Here is a 17,497-nt window from a genome sequence, read left to right as displayed (position 1 = left end):
TGGGTACTGGAAATTTGCCGATCTTCAGCACCAGCCAATGGTACACTGCGATCGCGATTTACCCACAACTAGTAACTATGTCTACAGTTCAACGCAAAGCCGAACATATTCGGATCTGTTTGGAATCAGATGTCCAGTTTCAGACTCAGGGAAGTGGATTCGATCGCTATCAGTTCCAGCATAGTTGTCTACCAGAGCTAGACTACCAGCAGCTCGATCTTACTACCAACTTGCTTGGCAAGCAGCTCGGCGCACCGATTTTGATGTCTTCGATGACTGGGGGTACCAATCAAGCCAAGGAGATCAATTACCGCCTCGCCGAAGTGGCACAGGCGTACAACCTCGCGATGGGTGTCGGTTCTCAGCGAGTGGCGATCGAACAACCACAAGTTGCAGATACTTTCCAAGTCCGCCAAGTTGCCCCAGATATCTTATTACTCGCAAATCTCGGTGCGGTGCAACTCAATTATAAGTATGGAATCGACGAATGTCGGCGATCGGTAGAATTATTGGGCGCAGACGCCTTGATTTTGCATCTCAATCCCCTCCAGGAGTGCATCCAACCCCACGGCGATACCAATTTCAAGGGATTGCTCGATCGGATTGCCAGCGTCTGTCAGCAGCTACCTGTGCCCGTAATTGTCAAAGAAGTGGGCAATGGCATCTCGGCTCAGATGGCAACACAATTGATTGCAGCGGGAGTCAGTGCGATCGATGTCGCAGGTGCAGGGGGTACTTCGTGGGCGAAGGTGGAGAGCGAACGCGCCCAAACCGCACTTCAACGGCGATTGGGCACCACTTTTGCCGATTGGGGTATCCCCACAACTCAATGTATCACCTCAATTCGGGAGATCTCCCCTACGATCCCATTGATCGCCTCTGGGGGCATCCGCAATGGCTTGGATATCGCCAAAGCGATCGCCCTCGGTGCCGATGTGGCAGGTTTAGCGTTACCATTTCTGCAAGCTGCGGATATCTCAAGTACCGCCGTCGCTGAATTGGTGGAGATTTTGCAAGCGGAAATTCAGACGGTGTTATTTTGTACGGGTAGTGCCAACCTGTCAGCCCTACGTGCTTCTGACTGTCTCTTACCACTACGGTGAGTTTGCTTGGCGTTGGCTGCTGTGTACGTGCAAGTCTGTTGGAGTTGTTGCGGAGATCTTTACCCCACCCCAGCCATTCCCTTGACAAGGGGATGGCGCAAAAGTCCTTCTTACAAAGGGAAAGGAGCAAAAGCCCCACTTTCTAAGGCGACGATGTATAGCAGCCGCCACATCGGTTAAGACACTCTAGATCTCAGTCCGCGTAGCGATGCGCGATACGTAGGCTTTGCCGAGGGTTTAGCGACCCAAATCACGCTGAGGTTCCCTCCGCATGTGTTTGGGTCAAGACAGCGCATCAGCGACCGAAATCGCGCTGAGGTCTCCTCGTGCTAAGCGTTTCGGTCAAGACAAGACAGGCGGGCTTTGCATCACTAGCCCCGATTTTAATCGGCGGCGGTGCCGTTAAGTGCTAGGTGGTAGGATCACCCGTTTCGCCAAACCCAGCTTTTGCAACACTTGAATCGCCCACCAAGTCATATCGAGTTCCCACCACTGCCAGCCACCTTTGGCGACATTGGGATAGGCATGGTGGTTGTTGTGCCAGCCTTCGCCATAAGTGAGCAACGCTGCCCACCAGAGATTGCGCGAATTGTCATCCGACTCATGAGTGCGGTAACCAGTGATATGACTAGCCGAATTGATCAGCCAAGTGCTATGCCAGAGAATTACCGCCCGCACAAACACACCATAAATCACAAACGACCAACCACCGATCGCATACAATAGCAATCCGACTGGGATTTGTAAGAACAAGAAATATTTATCTAGCCACCGATAATAAGCATCCTTTGCTAGATCTGGTGCCGCCTTTTTGTAATCATCAAAGTTGAAAAAGTTGGCTTTCGGGTAAAAAATCCATAACATGTGACTCCACCAGAACCCCCGTTTTGCCGAGTAGGGATCTTTGTCCCAATCTTCGGTATACAAGTGGTGTTGGCGATGTCCAGCTACCCAGAAAATCGGCCCACCTTGGAGTGCTAACGCGCCGAGGGTGGCAAAGACATATTCCAGCGGTTTGGGTACCTGAAAGCTACGATGTGTGAGCAAACGGTGAAATCCCAGACAAATTCCGATCGATCCAAACAACCAATGCAATAAGATTGCCGCGCCCAGTGCCGACCAATCAAAATACCACGGTGCCGCCAAGGCAATCAGATGAAATGAGCCGAAAAAGAATACATTCGTCCAGCTCAAGGGTGCTGTTTCCCGTCGCTGTGAGCTATCTTCGATAAAATTAGCAGTCATATAATTAGGTTTTAGGTTTTAGGCTTTAGGCTTTGGTTTTGAGGTTTTAGGTCTGAATTTCATACTGAGAGTATTTCCCCTAACACCTAATACCTACTACCTAACACCTAGATTGGGTATATTAGAAAGATGGCTTGCAAGTAACGCTTGCATTTACATCCTAACAAGTTTTGTTCAAAAGTGCAAGTATCACTTGCATCCGCTCTCGATCGCTACTGTCGCAAGTCTACACAACTCAGATCCCATGCCATCTTCCCGCAATCTTAATCGCCAAAAAATTATTCAGGCAGCGATCGAACTATTTGGATCTCAGGGGGTAAGTGAGACGACTACCAAGCAGATCGCCGAACTAGCGCAGGTGAATGAAGTGACATTATTTCGCCAGTTTGGAAACAAACATGGGTTGCTACTAGCAGTAATTGAAGATGCGGAGGTGTTCGCACAGCTAGGGCAGAGTCTGACGACAGAATTGCCACCTGCTAGTAATTTGGCAGAAATGCTCAGAACTTATGCCAATACCTGCCTCCAAGCACTAGAGCAAACTCCCGCCGTGATTCGATCGCTCGTTGGTGAGTCGGGGCAATATTCGCCGGAAAATCGCCAAGGGTTGGGGCGGAGTTTCGATCGTGCCAATCGCCGCGTCGCCAAGTATTTAAAAACCAATATCGGTGAATCGCAGTCAGAGTTACAACTACCGATCGAGCAGTTAACTAGCTTATTGCATACATTATTATTTGGCTATGCGACGATCGAATTAACTAGCGAATTTCATGGCTTATGGCGCGATCGGGCGGATTTTCTCGATCGAGTTGTCGCTTTATTTGTGGCGGGTGCAGTCGCTGGAACTACTCACCAATTAACAGCAACCAATCCGGCTGACAATTTAGTAATTCACCTCGATTTACCCGCATCACTCGTGCATCAGATCCTTCAGCAAGCTAAAAAACATAGCCTGCAAACTTACGCGCTGGTTTATGTTTTATTTAGCACGGGATTGAGTGTGAATGAGGTTTTATCATTGACTCGATCGCATCATCTCAGTAGTAGCGATCGTCAACTATTGCAGATAACTCACGGCGCGGCACGTCAAGTACCTGTCAATCAGTGGATTCTCGGCAAACGCTACGGCTCGTATCTCAAAAATCCCCTCACACAATGGCTCAGAAGCCGTAAGGATGTCGATCCAGCTCTATTCATCAATCCAGATGGAGCGGCATTAACTGAAGCGAATTTGCATCAAATGTGGCAACAATCGATCGGCGAAACGATCGCACCAACTGGAACACCATCGACGATCGAGCAAGCTCAAGCTACTTGGTGTGTAGAGATGATAATGAGAGGATTGTCGATCGAAGCAATGCAAACATTGACAGGATGGGAAGCTAGCCAACTCGAACCTTACATTCATCGCGCTCAAGAGTTGACAGTGTTGATGCAAGCATTTGATGTCGATCGTCGTTCATCTGGCTAATCCCGATCCTCAACTGATGCTAAATCAAACTCTTGGGGGATGAATCATTTTTTAGGTATTTCTAGATATCCTCGTTAGATCCAGCGAAAAATCCAAAAATCCCACAGCCGCAAACTGAGATCGCTTTTCTCGATCGATAATCCCAGAAAAATTGGCAGCCAAAATACAAACGATCCAGCCACACTAAAAATTGTTGTCAATCCCACTACTTGCCACAATCTCGAACCACTCCGCAACCAGACATCGACAAACCACGCCAACCCCATAATCGCAAATAAAACTGCACCCATGTAGTGATAAATATACAAGCAGCGAGTAACTTTCACCCACGGTAATAAGTTCGCAGCATAGTTGATTACCATAAACAATGGTACACTCGTCCATTCTAGATTTTTCTCTCTCACTGATGTAGTAGCAATAGCTTTAACCAATAACCAGATTGCCGCAAAAATAGCAACTAGAGCCAACCACCATAAGACTGGATTGCCCATCGCATGGACATCATAATAATAGTCAGGTTTGTATTGTTTGAAATAATAAGCCAGCGGACGCATCAATAACGGCCATGTATACCAATTGGCACAGTAAGGATGGATTGCAGCTCCATTACCCACCTTCTCATGATAGGTAAGAATTGCCCATTGTACTTCGATAAAATTAGGAGTAGGATTCTGAATTAGATGCGGAATCCACAGCAGACTATAGATGACAATTGGGAGAATAAATAGATAGACAATAACTTCAACAATTCTAATGGTGGCTAATCGTTCTAGTAGAGAATTAGTAATGGTGGGAGTTTGACGTTTCGCTCTTACTATTTGCCAGATTTTGGCGATCGCAATTAGGATATAGATACCCAACAAAAACCATAAACCATTCCATTTGCAAGCAGCAGAGGCACCAAAAGAGCTACCCGCTCCGATGCATAAAGCGAGACGATGGGTACGATCGCGATCGCTTGCCATTAATACTAGTAATTGCCCAAGTAATCCAAAGAAAACTAGATAGATATTATTGAGAGCATAGCGAGACTCAATCAGAAATAACCCATCTAAACTAATAAATAAAGCAGCTAAGAACGCATAACTCATCCGCCGATTGAGCTGATATGCTAACGCTGCAACGAGCGGTGGTATCAGCGAACCAAAAAAGGCATTCATCCACCGATAACTAAAGGTTGAGTGTAGCGAACCTGTGAGTGTATTCGTGGTATCTTGACCGATCGGTAAGCGATCGCCGATCCAGATCCCGATCGCGATCAGATATTGACTCAGTGGTGGATGTGAATTAAAAAACTTGGTATTGGTGAGATAATTATTCGCAAATTTGGCATAATAAACCTCATCAAATACAAAGACATTGAATCTACCCAGTCCCCAAAATCGTAAAGCGATCGAGCCAATACAAACAATGACTATGCCCCAGCTTGCTAATTTTTGATTACTTGCAGTATCTAAATTTAATCGCATTAATTTATTTAGAGCCTAACTACCAAGTTAGTTGACGGTACTTGAAGTAATAACCAGCACTACTAACGATGATGATAAATATTGCCCCGATGCCGAGCGGATTGGGTAGCCAAAAGATCGCCTCGATGTGATTGAGTGCGCCTGGTTGGAGTTGCCAGGTGATGTGACGTTCATCGATCGCTTTGACACTGGCGACATTGCTAGTATTACCATTTTTGATGCTCCAAGGACTGTGGAGACTAAATTCAAGATCGATTGGATTGTCCGCAGCGATCGTAATTTTGGGGTCGGCAGCGATCGTCAGGGCGCGGAGATCGATATCATAGATGAGATGATTTCTGACAGCTAGGAGGAGATTACTTTGCTCGATCTGCATCTGCGAATTTAGCTTTGACGTGCTAGTAGCAGAGCTAGACAATTGCGCTGGCAGATTGACTGGTGCCGGGTGAAAATATCGATCGATCTTCGTAACTAGCTCTTGGGTATTATTAAACGGGATCGTGACCTGAAATTCGCGATCTGTCAGTCGCTGGAGCCGCCCCTGCGCTCGAATTGCCCGCTGTTCGATACTTGCAACCCATGCGGTTACCGCCTTGTGACTGAAGGTATTTAATTGTTCGCTGAGCTGAATATGTTCGACAATTTCGCCATAGTTGAGACTGGTAAAATTGACACCAGTATCATACTTGACACAACTAGATAAGGCGATCGCGATCGCGCAAACCAAGATTGTCAATTGTCGATTGATAAAATTTGGGTACAGCCAGCGCAGCTTACCACCAATGCGATCGGCAAATTTGATGAATTTGTCTTGACCAATTCTACTGTTCATAATTTGTCTCCTCGATCGCGATCTTATCAGAATTTCCTCCTGTTTTTGTGACCGAGCGATCGCGCGTCCGCTCAAATGTCTGGAATTTAGATCTAGTTGGTAAGCTTATCTCGATAAACATGGTAGAATTAGAGGCTTTGCTACTGCTACCCTGCGACTGTCTATGAAAGCTCAAACCATTGCTCGGGAGTTGGCTCTACTAGCTCTACCCCAACTATCAAAGGCGCAACAGAAGTCAGCGCAAGCACAACCGCGAGCATTGCAGTTGACGCTAGAGGAGATGATGCTCAATGCGATCTCTACCCTCAGAGAGGAGACTCAAGAAGCCCTAGAAGCCGCTGCCGCTGAATTACAACGCAGTAGCGACAGACTGCTAAATAGTCAAACTAGAGCTAGTGATGTCGAGAGTGCTAGAGCGATGACGGCAGAAGCGATCGTCTTAGTTCAAACAGCGATCGACAGATTGAGTCAAGCATTGGAAATGCCAGAATTACTTAACAATTTCAATCGTCCTGATGTCCGTAATTATGCTTTAGAATTATTGGTCAAAACTACCGAACAAACAGCCGACATCGACACACTTTTGGGTAAAAGTATCGTAGATTGGCAGCTAGGTCGGTTGCCCAAGATCGATCGAGATATTCTTAGACTTGCAGTCGCTGAAATGGTGTATCTGGGCTTGGAAGAACGGATCGCTATCAATGAAGCGATCGAACTTGCAAAACGGTATAGTGACGACCAAGGTCGCAAATTGATTAATGGCGTGCTGCGCCGAGTCACAGAACAGTTGAAATCGGGGGTTTAAGCACAAGCTAATTGGTGTGCATACAAGTGGACTAGACCCCCAACCCCCCTGATAAAGCGGATGCAACCACGCGGAGGTCTCCTCCGCATGTGTTGCACCAAGCAGGGAGGCTCTAGCTCCCTCCCCGAAGATGCGCAGGAGGGTTGGGGTGAGGTAAACAACCTCCGCAGCAACTCAAATAACTTGTCAGTAACTAATAGCTCACCCATAGTAAGGGTTTTAAAAAATGGGGATGCTCCCCCCGATCGATTACTATCATTGCTAATTCATCATTCATCACTCATAAATTGTCATGGTTTTTAATTGGTTTCGTCGTAAGTTCGATAAATCTGAATCTGAGCCAGTACCTGATGCCGAACAGGTAGATAAATCTGTCAGCGAAGAAGCGGAATCTGACTTACCAGCAGCGGAGCCAGAAACAGATAGCACGGAAGTTGCGACTGACTATTTAGCCTGGGCAAAAGCCGCCTATGAGAATATTCAGCAGCAACAAGCAGAGACAGCAGCCCAGCCAGCAGAAGATCCCGATGCGGTTGCCGCACCCACCGCACCTGAGTCAGAAGTACCAGCAGCCGCGCTAGACACCATCGAGCCAGAGATCGCCACAATCGATCCTATTGAGTCAGAACTCAGCAACGACACTCCAGCAACAGCCCAGGGAGACAATCTCCCCCTCTGGGCACGAGACGACCGCCAGCAGCGACTAGAGCAGCTCAAGGCAACAGCGATCGAAACAGTCGAACCAGCGGCACCTACGCCCGATATTGAGCTAGATGATGACTTTTTGTGGTCGGCAAAAGTGCTCGCCGATCAAGGACGGACGCCAGAACAAGTATCATTGGATGAGATTAATTGGCTCAAGAAATTGCGTCAAGGCTTGGATAAAACGCGGCGGGGATTTGTCAATCAATTCAAAGCACTGATCGGTCAAGGGCCGCTCAATGCCAGTGCGGTAGAATCGATCGAGACTTTACTCCTGCAAGCAGATGTCGGTGTCGAAGCTACCGATTATGTAATTGAGACATTGCAGACAAAATTACGCCAAGAATCATTACCACCAGAGGAAGCAGTCGCCTACCTCAAGCAACTGTTACGCGACTTACTCGACCAACCTTACCAAGCCAACTATACCCAAGAATTTCTCCCCACTCCCGATCGACTCAATATCTGGCTGCTAGTCGGAGTCAATGGAGTTGGTAAGACTACTACTATTGGTAAACTCGCTCACATGAGCAAATCATCTGGGTATAAATGTCTGATCGCCGCTGGTGATACCTTTCGCGCTGCCGCCGTCGAACAAGTCAAAGTCTGGGGACAACGGAGTGGGATCGAAGTGATTGCCAACCCAGGTCAAAATACCGATCCCGCCGCAGTAGTTTTTGATGCCATTAGTGCCGCTCGATCGCGCGAAACTGAGCTACTATTAGTCGATACCGCTGGAAGACTCCAAAACAAAAAAAATCTGATGGATGAGTTGAGCAAGATCCGTCGGATTATAGACAAACAAGCAGGTAATGCTCAGATAGAATCTTTACTTGTACTCGATGCGACACTCGGTCAAAATGGTTTGCGTCAGGCACAAGTATTTGCCGAAGCTGCTAAGTTGAGTGGGGTGATCTTGACGAAGCTAGATGGCACAGCCAAAGGTGGCGTGGCTCTAGCAGTAGTTCAACAGCTCGGGCTACCAATTCGGTTTATTGGTGCTGGAGAGGGGATCGAAGATTTACGACCATTTTCTAGCTATGAATTTGTTGAGGCTTTATTAAGTGGTTAGGCACGATCGATGATGAACTATGAACCACAAATTGGCTCGGTAGCTGCTCTGCAAGAACTAGTGGCAAATCTCACTCGCCAACAAAAGAAAACCCACGAGCTACTAAGCAATTTAGGTTTTGCACTCCGCAGTTTCAAAAATCTCAACCAGTTTCTGGAATTAATTCCGCTGATGGTGACGCGAGTTACTGACGGTGAAGGCGGTGCAATTATTTTATTCAAAAAAACTGGTCAACTCCAAATCCACCAGCTACATTGTCAGGGTGAAAATGGCTGTAATGAGCTGCGCCAACAGCTCGAACTAGCCATTATCAAAACGCTGTCAGATGTTTCTCAAGGTAAAGAAATCAAATTTCATGCGGATTTTTGGGAGAAACTCGAAAGCAGAATCGAACTCAATCTCGACTATCGGATCGAGATGTTTAGAACGCCGATCTTACTCGAAAGTGGGGAACGTGGGAGATTGTATGTATTTACGCGCAATCCTAATTATGAGTGGACTGTCGATCGCCAAAAATTGCTCCAGTTGGTAGCCGATCAAACTGCGGTCGCGATCCACAATGACGAACTCACCGTAGAACTACGCAAAAAAGAACGACTCGATCGCGAGTTGGAAATCGGTGCCGAAATTCAAGAACGGTTATTACCCAAAAAGTTTCCAGATATTCCTGGCTTGGAACTAGCCGCTTGTTATCTCAATGCCGATCGCGTCGGTGGGGACTATTATGACTTTATCCCTGCTAATTACGACAGACCGATCGATCGACTCAGCGCAGACAATATCACCAATAAGTGGAGTATCACGATCGGCGATGTGATGGGCAAAGGTGTCCCCGCAGGGCTGATCATGACCATGACGCGCGGGATGTTGCGCGCCGAGGTACTCAATGGTCATTCACCCGCACGCATCCTCCAGCACCTCAATCGGGTGATGTATGCAGATCTGGAAAATTCGAGTCGGTTTGTGACGCTGTTCTACTCAGAATACGATCCGACTACGCAGATCCTGACATATTCCAACGCCGCTCACAATCCGCCCCTGTATTGGCAAGCAGCTACAGATAGTATTCTCAGGTTGGATACCAACGGGATGCTGATCGGGTTGGATGCTGATTCTCGCTACGAGGAAGCTCAAGTCCAGCTCCACTCTGGCGATACCATCATTTACTATACCGATGGCTTCACTGATGCTGCCAATCAAGACGGCGAACGATTCAATGAGGAGAGTCTGATCCAGACCTTTCAGACGGCTTGTCAACAGCAGCTCAGCTCTCAAGCGACCCTGGATCGGATCGTATCGACAATCGATCGCTTCGTCGGCGCAGATCGCGCCAATGGCGACGATATGACAATGGTAGTGATGAAAGTCAATCCGATCGATCGCCAATCCGATCGAAGTTTGTAGAGCTAGACGATCCTCGACTGGTGAACTGACAACTAGTCAATAATCGATCGGGTGTCACTAACAGCCGGATAATGAGTAGACATCGATCGCGAAACTTTGAACAACCAATGGATAGCAGTTTAATCCTGTCTAATATCTTAAATCCGCCAGTACTATTCTTTTTCTTGGGAATGCTGGCGGTTTTTGTGCAGTCCGATCTTGAAATTCCCAATCCCTTGCCCAAACTATTTTCGCTGTATTTACTGATCGCGATCGGCTTCAAAGGCGGACATGAATTATATGAGAGCGGTTTGAGTCCATTGATTATCGCCACCTTATGCGCCGCGATCTTGATGGCGTCGATCGTCCCAGTTTACTCTTTCTTTATTCTCAAAATTAAGTTAGACAATTATAATGCTGCGGCGATCGCTGCGACCTACGGCTCGATTAGTGCGGTGACATTCATTACGGCTAGTTCCCTCCTCGACAAGCTCCAGATCTCTTATGGGGGACACATGGTAGCCGCTCTAGCACTGATGGAGTCACCCGCGATCGTCGTGGGCTTGATCTTGGTACGAGTGTTTAATAAAAAAGAAGCCCCTGGCTCTGCTGACGAACAGGAAAGCGCGGAAACCTCTTGGGGTGAAGTATTACGTGAGGCGTTCTTAAATGGATCGGTCTTACTATTGATTGGTAGCTTGATTATTGGTGTCCTGACAGGTGGTGACGGCTGGAGTAAAGTACATTTATTCGTTGAAAAAGATCTTTTTTATGGTGCATTAATGTTCTTTCTACTCGACATGGGACTAATAGCAGCACGCCGAATTCAAGATCTCCGTAAAACAGGGATGTTCTTAATTGGCTTTGCTATATTGATGCCGACCGCCAATGCTTTAATTGGAATTGCGATCGCCAAAGTCATTGGGATGGGGCAAGGTGATGCGCTCCTGTTTTCCGTACTTTGTGCCAGTGCTTCATATATTGCCGTACCCGCAGCCATGCGAATGACGGTACCCGAAGCTAACCCTAGTCTGTATGTATCGATGGCTCTAGCGATCACTTTCCCGTTCAACATCATTGTGGGAATTCCGATTTATCTACAAACTATTAAAGCCTTGGGAGTGTAATTGTGCTACAAAATGTTAAGAAAGTTGAGATTATTGTGAGTTATCTGGAGGTACCTGCCGTACTAAAGATTCTCAAAAAGAATGCGATCGAAGGTTATACCGTCATCAATAATGTCTCTGGTAGTGGCGAACATGGTTATTCTGGTGACGATCTGATTACCAATAGCTACATTATGATTATTTGTACCCAGCTCGAAATGGCGGAGCAACTCTCGATCGCGATGCAGCCGCTACTCAAGAAGCTCGGAGGGGTGTTTATCGTGACTGATGCTCAGTGGATCGCTCATTAGACTTCCTGTGAAAGTCAGGGGTTGACTGTGAATAGAGGGTAGAGGGTAGCGATGCGCGCTCCTCGGGTTCCCCGAGGGTTTAGCGCATCAAGACAGAGGGTAGAGGGTAGTTTGAGAGATAGGTTGTCTATCCCACGATCGATCTGGCTACTGCCAGCCCAGCGAGGAAGGCATCTTCTACTTTCCGTCCACGACACCAATCTCCCATACAAAACAAGGGTGCTGGACGATCGATCGCCAGGAAAGCATTCAGATCTGGAGATTTGGGGAAAGCGTATCGCCAGAGGTGTGGCTGCTGCCACTCACACTCTCGGAACCAGGGCAAAAATCGCTCGCTAGCCCGTTCTAACATGGCTAGACTAGCAACTGCTAGATCTTCAGGATTGGGGTACTTAGCGGCGAAATCTGCCGTACTCTGGAGCACAAATACTGGTGGAGCTGGTTGGTGACGTTTGCTACTATCTACTCCCAACCATCCTAAGATCGGATCGTCTGAACATGTCACTGATTTTACCTGTGGATAGGTAGCTTCCCACGCCGCCAATTGACTCTGAGTATAGCCTGCGGCGATGGCGATCGAGCCATAAAAATCAACCCCTCTCAAATTAGCCAAGAACTCCACAGGTAGAATATCTGCTAGGGGTGTGAGTAAATCTACTGCTTGAGGGGCGGGGATGGCAAAAATCACTTGGTGAGCCAGGATTTCAATTGGTTCGCTACCGGAGATCGTCAGTCGCCACAGCTTCCCATCGGGTACAATGGCGATCGCCCGTTGCCCGAATCGAATATCTAGATCTTTAGCTAGATATTTGGCGATTTGATTCATACCATTGGGGGCAACATAGCGGGGATAAATATCTGAATCTGCCAGCAGCTTACCATCAGCAGTCAGAGTATGCGTTGTATCCGTCCAACTTTCGATAATATTGGCAGCGATGAGGCGATCGCACAATGCCCGAAATTGCACCCCTTTAGGCGAGATATAACAAGTCCCGCGATCGACACAAGTATCAAACATCCGTCTGGTTGTCAATCGCCCCCCAACGCCTCGGGATTTTTCAAAGATGGCAATCCCTGTATACCCAGCCGCCTGAAGTTGCTTGGCGCAGGCAATTCCTGCCATCCCAGCACCGACGATCGCAATTTCGAGCGGAGTAGTCATAGTCCAAGTACACCAGCGATGAGATGTTTAATATTATCTCCCAAAATCTCAGCCGATACTTTAATTAACCCCAGCGGTTGGAAACCGCCGTATCTGCAAAGCAGACGCTCCGCGAACGGACTTTGCAACTGTAGCCGCGACTTTAGTCGCTGGCACTATTGTCGGTAACAACTTGAGTTAATTACTACTCGATCGCACTTTCTTGAACACCACATAACCGAGTAAACCGAGTAAACCAGCTAAAACTAGCTTAGAAATCGGGGCGATGTATTGTTCGATCGAGGCATAGTTATCACCTAACAAATAACCAGCAATCGTCAATCCTAATGTCCAGATGATGGTACCAATTGTCGAATAAATAGTAAAACTCACAAAAGGCATATTATTGATACCAGCAGGTAGCGAAATCAAAGTGCGAATCCCTGGTACCATCCGCCCAAAGAAGACAGCTTTCGAGCCATGCTTGTTGAACCAATCATTGACGCGGTCGATATCTTTAGCACTAACTCCGATCCACTTGCCGTAACGCTCCGTCCAAGTTTGTAGCCGCTGATAGTTGACCAATCGCCCCAGATAATACCAGGCATAAGTTCCCAACATCGTACCAACGGTACCAGCAAAGACAGCTATCCCAAAATTCATTTTACCTTGAGCGACTGTAAAGCCAGCTAAGGGCATAATCAGCTCAGAGGGAATTGGCGGAAACAGATTTTCCAAGAACATCAACAATCCGATGCCCCAGTAGCCCAAACTACTCATTAGATCGATTACCCATGCAGCCATGCGATCGCCTACTCCCCAACTATTTAGACTGATGACACATTAAGTGTACCTACCCCATCAATATAACGCGATCGATTACATGAATTATCCCATTATCGGCTTCAATATCGGCGGCGATGACCGTCGAGTTTTTGACCTCGAAACCATCACTACAATCGATCGGAATCGGCGCACCTTCGAGTGAGTCTACTTTTGAGAGTTTCGATAGCTCCGCTTGCGTGAATTTTCCAGCTACCACATGAAATTTGAGGATGCGGGCTAATTGGGGTGGATTTTGGACTAAAGTTTGGACTGTGCCTGGAGGTAGGGCAGCAAAGGCGGCATCGACTGGGGCAAAGACGGTAAATGGCCCAGGAGATTGTAAAGCTTCTACCAATCCGGCTGCTTGGACGGCGGCGACGAGGGTACTAAAGTTCTCGTTACTAACAGCAATTTCTACAATATTCGGCATATTATTTATCGTTAAATTATCTAACAGTTATTAACTTTGTAGGCACTGCCCACCAATCTTAATACTTACTCGCGATCGAAGTCACTCGATCGAATCGATTTGTACAAAATACTCTCTAAAATCATTCACAACTTTTTCTCCCAAAATAAGGCTTTGCCCATTTCAGGATTTAGTTCGTAACCATCAAATCCAACCGATCGGTATGCTTTTTGGGCGATATAATTATGCTCTAAAACTTCCAAGGTTAGCTTACAACATCCTAGCTCGATTGCAATTTTTTCTGTAAATTGTAGCATCAATTTAGAGACGCCTCGACCTCGACATGGTAAAGAAACGATCGCGTCATGAATGTTTAGTAAGGGTTGACAAGCAAAGGTGGAAAATCCTTCTAAACAAATAACTAGTCCGGCGGGTCGATTTTCTACGAATGCGAGAATAACCCGTGCAGTTTTTCGTTTGGCTAATTCAGAAATCAAATTAGTTTTAGCATAATCTGATAATCCTCCACCTCCGCCCATTGGGTCGCGAGCATATTCATCCATTAGGGCAATTATTGCATCAGCATGAGTAGCAACAGCTAAATCTGCTTCAATAATTTCGATCGAGGATCGTTCTGGTATCATAATTGAGCGAGTTATTTTTCGAGTATTTTAACTCAAGCGATCGCATCACCGATAATCTTGACTCTGAATATCGCTCAACCGTGCTTCAGGACGTTTGAATCTGTCAATCTGTGCTTCAAAGAATTTACGATTTTGCTCTAGGTGCTTGGGATTAGTATCGTCTAATGGATAGAGTAAAGCAGCGCGCAGAGCCTGAATCACCGCCGAAGTAACACAGTACATCGATCGCTGAAAACTTACGCCCAATTGTACTAACATATCATCTTTGCCACGACAATGTTGTGAATAATAATCGAGCAAATATTCCGGCAAGAAATGATACATATCATCCATCAATAACGTTGGTGGAATCCCTGCGCTACCGACGGGATTGACATCTGCATAGAGAATTCCATAGTGAAAATCTGCTTGCTCGGCGGGGACTTGATCCGCTTGGGCATTATAAGATTTGGTGCCGCGAAATGGTGCCGTGCGATAAAATACAGCTTCTACATAAGGTAAAGCCGCCTCATATAACCAAGTAAATCCGGCAGATTTGGGGATAATTTCAAACATCTCCCCATCAATATAAACATGATGATAAATCGGTCTACCAGCGACGGCAAAAATCCCATTGACGAGAAAATTCATCGCATCGGGGACAGATTTAATCTTACCCTCATCATACAGATCGCTCATTTCAAAAAATACTGGAGCCATCACTTCCCAAAACAATCCCAAGTTAGAGTAGTAAGAAAGTACGCGCACCTGTTCGATAAACATATCTGGAAACAGCTTGTACAGAGCCAACATCGCTGGATTGCCTTTAAAATATGCTTTAATGGCTCGATCGGCATTTTGTTTGTACTCATCTGTATCTAAGTACGGATCGAACTTCCCACCCATCCCGCGATGCCAGTACATCGCCTGCATACAGGCTTCGGCAATCTCCATATTAATCCGATCGTGCAATAAGTGATGAGCGAGTTTGGACATTTTGGTACTGCGCCCATTTTCCATAAATTCGAGCAGTTCTGGATGGGCTGAAGCTGCGCCTTTTTGCCAGATCCGTAAGTCGGCGGTATCGCCTGCATAGTGGTTGGGTAAGTCGAGATATTCCTGTGGGAGGAAGTATTTGAAGGCGGGTAGGGGGTTGAGGAAGACGCGTTCGGCGATGTACAGCAAGTCGCGCCAGTAGAAGTCCATGGGGACGGCGTAGGCTTTGTACAAGCCGATGATCTGCATCAGGTTTTCGGGGGTATCGGGGAGCATCGCGCCGCCTGCTTCGAGGCGATGGATGACGTCGGCGAATTGATGGGTGGATGGGGGGAGTTGGGTGGCTGTTATCATATTTTTTTAACGCAGAGGGCGCAAAGGGGTGATTGGATGAGCTACGAAACTGGTGATTTTTGACCGCAAAGTTCGCGGAGATCGCTTGAAGTTGGTTGATATTGACAATTATTCAAACTCGCTTGTCCGACTAGCAACTATGTCAGCGATTTGGGTAGTGGGATGAGGGAGGGCAGCGACGATCGCATCAGTTGAAATTTGGGTATGGGAGATGAGAATATTAGGTTGGATGCCGAGTAGAATTACCAGAGCAGCGAGGATAATCGCTGGAATCCTTTCGGCGGTGGTAACTTTGGGTAGATAGGTAAGTTTATCTGCGAGTTTGCCAAATAGGGTGCGGTTGATGATGATGATGAAGTAGACAGAGGTCAAACCCGTACTCGCCAAGCAGATGAGGGTGGCAACTGGGAAGGCGGTATAGCTGCCTTGGAAGGAGAGAAATTCGCCGATAAAGCCTACCATCCCAGGGATACCCGCACTTGCCATCGTCGTGAGGATCAGCACAGATCCCACAAATGGTAAACCACGTTTGGGGTTGAGTAAGCCCTGGAGTTTGTTTAAATCTCGCGTGCCAGTTTTGGCTTCGATAATGCCCACGAGGTTAAATAATAGGGCGAGAATCAAGCCATGTGCGACCATTTGATAGACGGCACCCAATAAGCTCAAGGGATTGCCAGCGGCGGTAGCGAGGAGGACATAGCTCAAGTGAGCGACAGAGCTATACGCGATCGTTTTCTTGATATCAGTCTGAGCCAATGCAATCAGGCTACCGTAGATCGCCGTAATGACGGCAATAAGTGCCAGCCAGGGCGCGACAATCACCCAAGCATCGGGGAATAAACCTAAGCCAAACCGAATCAATCCGTAAGTACCCAACTTGGAAACAATGCCACCTAATAACATCGAAACTGGTGCAGATGCCTCTACATAAGCATCTGGAAGCCAAGTATGAAAGGGTACCAATGGCATTTTGATCCCAAAGCCGAGGACGAGAACACTTAGCAATAAGAGTTGGAGATTGGCTGGTAAATGGGTTGCTGCCAATGACTGATAATTAAAATCGCCAGTCTTGGTAAACCATGCCCAACTCAAGAAACCCGCCAGTAAAATAATCCCTGATAGTGCTTGATAAATCAGAAATTTAGTTGCTGCATAACCCCGTTTTTCGCCACCCCAGATCGCGATTAATAGATAAAGGGGAATTAATTCCAACTCATAAAACAAGAAAAACAACAGTAAATTCTGAGCTAGAAATGCTCCAGTAATCGCCGTGCCGACTAGTAGTAGGAGTGCGTGAAATAACTGCGATCGCTCTACATCCTTGCTAGTAGCTTGAACCGCTAGCAAAACTAGTAAAGCATTAAGAATTATCAGCGGTAATGATAGCCCATCAATCCCTAATTGATAATCTAATCCTAACGGCTCAATCCAAGCAAAATGTTCGACAAATTGTAAGCCTGCATCTTGATAGTTGAAAGTTATAGCGATCGCGATCGCTACTACCAAATTTATCCCCGAAATAACTAAAGCGATCGATCGACTAAATCCTGGCAGTATTCCAATCAAAACCGCACCCAAAACAGGTAACCAAATAATCGTACTTAACATCCTCTTCCTTTTCTCAATAAATATCTACAACCCAACTCCAAT

Annotated in this window: 16 protein-coding genes; 7 read left to right on the top strand and 9 right to left on the bottom strand. The window is 46.8% G+C overall.

From position 1 onward, the window contains the following. Window positions 1–77 precede the first annotated feature (77 nt). On the top strand, window positions 78–1,103 hold the full coding sequence (gene fni / locus ACEW9I_RS04450) for a type 2 isopentenyl-diphosphate Delta-isomerase (protein WP_373539160.1): 1,026 nt from the start codon (window positions 78–80) through the stop codon (window positions 1,101–1,103). A 402-nt stretch (window positions 1,104–1,505) separates the two neighbouring features. Here the strand turns inward: fni and ACEW9I_RS04445 are convergent, their stop codons facing one another. After that, window positions 1,506–2,348 carry an acyl-CoA desaturase gene (locus tag ACEW9I_RS04445; RefSeq protein ID WP_373539159.1) on the bottom strand — a complete coding sequence of 281 codons (843 nt, stop codon included), beginning with the start codon at window positions 2,346–2,348 and terminating at the stop codon, window positions 1,506–1,508. Between the two features lie 244 nt (window positions 2,349–2,592). Between ACEW9I_RS04445 and ACEW9I_RS04440 the strand changes: the two genes are divergently transcribed. Then, window positions 2,593–3,819: a TetR family transcriptional regulator gene (locus ACEW9I_RS04440; protein ID WP_373539158.1), complete on the top strand. Its 1,227-nt coding sequence runs from the start codon at window positions 2,593–2,595 to the stop codon at window positions 3,817–3,819. Window positions 3,820–3,893: 74 nt separating this feature from the next. On the opposite strand, the gene ACEW9I_RS04435 is transcribed toward ACEW9I_RS04440, so the two are convergent. Together ACEW9I_RS04435 and ACEW9I_RS04430 are read right to left on the bottom strand one after the other, a co-directional pair. Continuing rightward, window positions 3,894–5,288 (bottom strand): dolichyl-phosphate-mannose--protein mannosyltransferase, encoded by a 1,395-nt coding sequence (locus ACEW9I_RS04435; protein ID WP_373539157.1) that lies wholly within the window; start codon window positions 5,286–5,288, stop codon window positions 3,894–3,896. Window positions 5,289–5,307: 19 nt separating this feature from the next. Further along, window positions 5,308–6,120, bottom strand: coding sequence for a DUF3153 domain-containing protein (locus ACEW9I_RS04430; protein ID WP_373539156.1), 813 nt, complete (start codon window positions 6,118–6,120; stop codon window positions 5,308–5,310). A gap of 163 nt (window positions 6,121–6,283) precedes the next feature. Between ACEW9I_RS04430 and nusB the strand changes: the two genes are divergently transcribed. The 5 genes from nusB to ACEW9I_RS04405 all read left to right on the top strand — a co-directional run bounded on the left by nusB (window position 6,284) and on the right by ACEW9I_RS04405 (window position 11,499). Next, window positions 6,284–6,925 carry a transcription antitermination factor NusB gene (gene nusB, locus ACEW9I_RS04425; RefSeq protein WP_373539155.1) on the top strand — a complete coding sequence of 214 codons (642 nt, stop codon included), beginning with the start codon at window positions 6,284–6,286 and terminating at the stop codon, window positions 6,923–6,925. 292 nt (window positions 6,926–7,217) lie between these two features. Next, window positions 7,218–8,699 carry a signal recognition particle-docking protein FtsY gene (gene ftsY, locus ACEW9I_RS04420; RefSeq protein ID WP_373539154.1) on the top strand — a complete coding sequence of 494 codons (1,482 nt, stop codon included), beginning with the start codon at window positions 7,218–7,220 and terminating at the stop codon, window positions 8,697–8,699. Window positions 8,700–8,711: 12 nt separating this feature from the next. Continuing rightward, window positions 8,712–10,103 (top strand): PP2C family protein-serine/threonine phosphatase, encoded by a 1,392-nt coding sequence (locus ACEW9I_RS04415; protein ID WP_373539195.1) that lies wholly within the window; start codon window positions 8,712–8,714, stop codon window positions 10,101–10,103. Window positions 10,104–10,210: 107 nt separating this feature from the next. Continuing rightward, window positions 10,211–11,209 carry a sodium-dependent bicarbonate transport family permease gene (locus ACEW9I_RS04410; RefSeq protein WP_373539153.1) on the top strand — a complete coding sequence of 333 codons (999 nt, stop codon included), beginning with the start codon at window positions 10,211–10,213 and terminating at the stop codon, window positions 11,207–11,209. A 2-nt stretch (window positions 11,210–11,211) separates the two neighbouring features. Further along, complete coding sequence (locus ACEW9I_RS04405) at window positions 11,212–11,499, top strand: P-II family nitrogen regulator (RefSeq protein ID WP_373539152.1); 288 nt, start codon at window positions 11,212–11,214, stop codon at window positions 11,497–11,499. A 127-nt stretch (window positions 11,500–11,626) separates the two neighbouring features. On the opposite strand, the gene ACEW9I_RS04400 is transcribed toward ACEW9I_RS04405, so the two are convergent. The 6 genes from ACEW9I_RS04400 to ACEW9I_RS04375 all read right to left on the bottom strand — a co-directional run bounded on the left by ACEW9I_RS04400 (window position 11,627) and on the right by ACEW9I_RS04375 (window position 17,455). Continuing rightward, window positions 11,627–12,661 carry an NAD(P)/FAD-dependent oxidoreductase gene (locus ACEW9I_RS04400; RefSeq protein ID WP_373539151.1) on the bottom strand — a complete coding sequence of 345 codons (1,035 nt, stop codon included), beginning with the start codon at window positions 12,659–12,661 and terminating at the stop codon, window positions 11,627–11,629. 177 nt (window positions 12,662–12,838) lie between these two features. After that, the gene (locus ACEW9I_RS04395) at window positions 12,839–13,444 is read right to left on the bottom strand and encodes a DedA family protein (protein ID WP_373539150.1); all 606 of its coding nucleotides are present in this window, start codon (window positions 13,442–13,444) and stop codon (window positions 12,839–12,841) included. A 49-nt stretch (window positions 13,445–13,493) separates the two neighbouring features. Further along, on the bottom strand, window positions 13,494–13,895 hold the full coding sequence (locus ACEW9I_RS04390; RefSeq protein WP_373539149.1) for a fasciclin domain-containing protein: 402 nt from the start codon (window positions 13,893–13,895) through the stop codon (window positions 13,494–13,496). A gap of 125 nt (window positions 13,896–14,020) precedes the next feature. Then, window positions 14,021–14,518 (bottom strand): GNAT family N-acetyltransferase, encoded by a 498-nt coding sequence (locus ACEW9I_RS04385; protein WP_373539148.1) that lies wholly within the window; start codon window positions 14,516–14,518, stop codon window positions 14,021–14,023. Between the two features lie 45 nt (window positions 14,519–14,563). Continuing rightward, window positions 14,564–15,847, bottom strand: coding sequence for a CO2 hydration protein (locus tag ACEW9I_RS04380; protein WP_373539147.1), 1,284 nt, complete (start codon window positions 15,845–15,847; stop codon window positions 14,564–14,566). A 108-nt stretch (window positions 15,848–15,955) separates the two neighbouring features. Beyond that, window positions 15,956–17,455 carry an NADH-quinone oxidoreductase subunit M gene (locus ACEW9I_RS04375; RefSeq protein ID WP_373539146.1) on the bottom strand — a complete coding sequence of 500 codons (1,500 nt, stop codon included), beginning with the start codon at window positions 17,453–17,455 and terminating at the stop codon, window positions 15,956–15,958. Between the last annotated feature and the right edge of the window lie 42 nt (window positions 17,456–17,497).

Origin of the sequence: Chamaesiphon sp. (genome assembly GCF_041738855.1) — a bacterium.
Classification (GTDB): Bacteria; Cyanobacteriota; Cyanobacteriia; order Cyanobacteriales; family Chamaesiphonaceae; genus Chamaesiphon.
This window is presented reverse-complemented; position numbering and strand designations above follow the sequence as displayed.